General features: G+C 32.8%; 6 protein-coding genes. 1 reads left to right on the plus strand and 5 read right to left on the minus strand.

All coding sequences use genetic code 11. The features are described from left to right. A partial coding sequence (locus BG20_RS05305; protein ID WP_157999278.1) for a response regulator occupies positions 1 to 248 on the minus strand: 248 nt, incomplete at its 3' end. Positions 249 to 417: 169 nt separating this feature from the next. Here BG20_RS05305 and BG20_RS05310 point away from each other — a divergent pair. Further along, positions 418 to 1380 carry an MBL fold metallo-hydrolase gene (locus BG20_RS05310; protein WP_010191877.1) on the plus strand — a complete coding sequence of 321 codons (963 nt, stop codon included), beginning with the start codon at positions 418 to 420 and terminating at the stop codon, positions 1378 to 1380. Here the strand turns inward: BG20_RS05310 and BG20_RS05315 are convergent. The 4 genes from BG20_RS05315 to BG20_RS05330 form a co-directional block, all read right to left on the minus strand. Continuing rightward, positions 1377 to 1613 (minus strand): hypothetical protein, encoded by a 237-nt coding sequence (locus BG20_RS05315; protein ID WP_010191878.1) that lies wholly within the window; start codon positions 1611 to 1613, stop codon positions 1377 to 1379. The genes BG20_RS05310 and BG20_RS05315 overlap by 4 nt on opposite strands. Then, positions 1614 to 1859, minus strand: coding sequence for an Lrp/AsnC family transcriptional regulator (locus BG20_RS05320; RefSeq protein WP_010191880.1), 246 nt, complete (start codon positions 1857 to 1859; stop codon positions 1614 to 1616). It abuts the gene before it with no gap. 388 nt (positions 1860 to 2247) lie between these two features. After that, entirely contained in the window at positions 2248 to 3039 is a 792-nt protein-coding gene (locus tag BG20_RS05325; RefSeq protein WP_010191882.1) for a CBS domain-containing protein, read from the minus strand. 96 nt (positions 3040 to 3135) lie between these two features. Then, a partial coding sequence (locus BG20_RS05330) for a bifunctional nuclease family protein (protein ID WP_010191884.1) occupies positions 3136 to 3440 on the minus strand: 305 nt, incomplete at its 5' end.

Below are 3440 nucleotides of genomic sequence, written 5' to 3' on the forward strand. Positions count from 1 at the left end.
CCGTCTATTGCATAATTGCTTAGTATGATTGTGGGGTATTTTTGATCCTGCGACAGTTTTTCAAGAAATGTCAATCCATCCATGTTGGGCATTTCCAGATCTAAAAGTATTACATCCGGTTTTTTTGTTCTAAGAGCATCTAATGCAAGATTTCCGTCAAAATAAGATCCAATAATCTCAAAATCTGCAAATGATTTTATCACTTCTTCTAAAAAGAGTCTCATAGATCTTGAATCATTTATTATCATGACGCTTGTTTTTTGCATATTTCAAATAGGCTGTGATAGATTACATACTCGTGTCTGATCATTTGTAACACTTTGTTTGAAAATGAATTGATCTGTAGTTGAACAATATCAAACTTGCAATTTATATCAAATCTGATTATTTTGTTTGATGTTGACGCGTAAAATTAGAATGACAAAAAATGGTATTTTATGTGAAATAAATGGTAGACGCGTATATCTTGATCCAAAGAACACCGATGCCACAGGTGTAAATTTTGTATCTCATGCTCACTCTGATCATCTACCTTCAAAAAATGGTGGTATGATACTTTCCTCAGTTGAGACAAGTGAGATTGCACATCTTAGAGGATTTAAGATGGAAAACCATGTGCAAAGTATAGATGATTTTTCATTAATTGACAGCGGTCATATATTAGGTGCAAAGGGTTTGCTTTTTGATGATATCTTCTATACTGGTGACATTTGTACCAGAAATAGAGGATTTCTACAAGGTGCAGTAGTCCCAAAATGTAAGACATTGATTACAGAATGTACTTTTGGTTTACCTGAATTTGTTTTTCCAAAACTAGATGAAATTAAAAAGCAAGTAAATGAATTAATTTCAGAACTTTACGGAAAGGGCATACCTGTAATATTGTTGGGTTACCAACTAGGAAAAGCTCAGACCATTACTCAGCTTTTTGGTCATTGGGGTCCACTTTACTTTCATGATTCTGTAAAACTAATGAATGATCTTCACAGACAACTAGGTGTATCTTTGCCTGATGGCATTGGTCACACAGAAGCTGAAAAAAATGGGTTGCTCTCTAAAAAACCATGGGCAATGGTTGCACCATTAATGTCTGAAAAGAATCAGTTTCTAAAAGACATGAAATCAAAGTATGGTGCTGTAACTATTGGTTTTAGCGGTTGGGCTCAGTCTAAAAGATTTTCATTTGGTAGGAGGACTGATTATTCTATTACAATGAGTGATCATTGTGATTTTAATGAATTAGTCGATATGGTTGTACGCTCTGGTGCAGAGCAAGTTTACACAATTCATGGATTTGTTGAAGAATTTGCAGAACACTTGAGAAAAATAGGAATTAGGGCACAACCATTACGTGAAAATTCACTTGATGATTTTATCTAGTTTGTAAACTTACCACAATCACAATCTAACACTAAACATGTTTCTGAATTTCTGATGTGATCATGTGAGAAATGTTTACACTTTTCGTTTTTACAAATTCTTCTCTGTGCCTCTCTTTTCACAACTGCTTGTGCAATAGCGTTTGCTTTATCTTTAGAATATCCTTTTTTGTCCATGTAATAATGCACGATTCTATTATACAATAAATCTGGGTCAAACTGTTTTTCTAACATTTACTTTCCACCTTGAGATGGTATGTAGTGCAGAGTAATGGTTGAACGAATTTTTTGAATCTTTCTAATTTTGTTGGTGATTACTTTGTCCAGTGAGTCTTTAGAATCTGCCTGAACTTTGCAAAAAACGTCATAGATTCCATACGTTCCTCTTACTTCTTTTACTTCTGGAATTTGCATTATTTGATTAATGATTTGCTCTTCGGAGCCCAAATCACACTGAATCAAAATATATGCAATTTCCATAATCTACCCTCTTATGCTTCCCCTTCTATAATTTGATCCCTCATGACAACTACATGCACAAGATGGATCCTCACATTTGCTCATACTTTTTTTATTCATACTGTATTATGGTAATTATTGTATTTCAAGCCCGCTAATTTTTAATTAAAAATATGTTTATTTTTTGTATGTATTTTAAATAATTATTAGAAATTCTCAAATCTTTCTTACACATTTTAAGTACATAGAAATCTGTTGGATTTTTAGGAAATTTTATGTCTAACTGTTAAACATTGATTTTAATTTCCAAATGATCTCATTTATCGAATTAGTAGAGAAAACATCCCTCAATCTTTTGGTTTCAAAACTTCCAGTCTTTGTAACATCATCAACTATATGGTTTTAGAATCTAATAATTTCTTATTTGTGGGGATTTACTTTGATATGCATCAATAATGTCGCGTACAGTTACAATTCCTGAAATTTTCCCCTGATCTTGTAATACTAATCGTTTGATATGGTGTTGTGCCATCATACTTGCTGCTTCGTTTGCTAGTATCTCTGGAGCCGTAATTAATGGAAATGATGAGTAAAGGTGGATTGTCTCATCTAGATTAACACGGTTGTCTAGAACTTTAAAAACTAAATCTCTCTCTGTAAACATTCCAAATTCTGAATTTTTCCCATCAACTATGACAGACCCTATCCTTTTTTCATACATCAACTTACATGTATCAAAAATACTGTTATCATATCCAACATGATACACTTTTTTGCTAATCACATCATCTAGGATTGGTGCAAGGTATGTTTTCCTGAAAGCACGAAGGAGATCACTTGGAGTGATTATTCCAACCATCTTGTTTGGTTCTGCAAAAACTAACAAACGTGCCTTCTTAGATATAATCAACTCTGCAGCACTCTGTATGGATATGTCAGGAGAGACTTTCTCAAAAGGTGTCAGTATTATTTCATTTAGATTAATGTTTGGTAACGTATTTTTTTCTACAATCTGCTTAAGAATATCGCGTTCAGTTAAGACTCCTAATGGATCACCTTCTTCTGTACTGACAATTAGATTTCCAATTCCTCGTCTTGCCATAAAATTAATACATTCAGAAAGGGATACTTCAGGTAAAACTGAAATTGGATATGCAGTCATATAATTTCCAACAAAAAGTGTTTCAAGCTCAAGTATCATATGTAAAATTTGTGATTTGTAGTATTTGATTGTGTGATTTGATTATCAAACTCAATATTGACAGATTATTCTATGATTTTTCTTTCAATTTCAAATTTATTTCTGATTCTCAATTTTTTTCAAAAGTGATTTTCTTACTAAAATTGGAATGCTGTAATATGTTGCCAATGCTATTGCATCCGATGCTCTAAAGTTTCTAAGTATCATATCTTTTTTTCCTGTAAAATACAGATTTGCTCTGAAAATGCCTCCACTTTCATAGATTTTGACTTTGACTAGGTGCATCTCATTTTCTTCACAAATCTGCTCAACCAATTTGTATATGGTCGGTGGTTCCTCACGTTTTCCTTCCAAAAAATTTGAAATGTATCTTGCAACTTCTGATGAAAAACCTGACATTG

The organism is Candidatus Nitrosarchaeum limnium BG20 (assembly GCF_000241145.1).
GTDB lineage: Archaea > Thermoproteota > Nitrososphaeria > Nitrososphaerales > Nitrosopumilaceae > Nitrosarchaeum > Nitrosarchaeum limnae.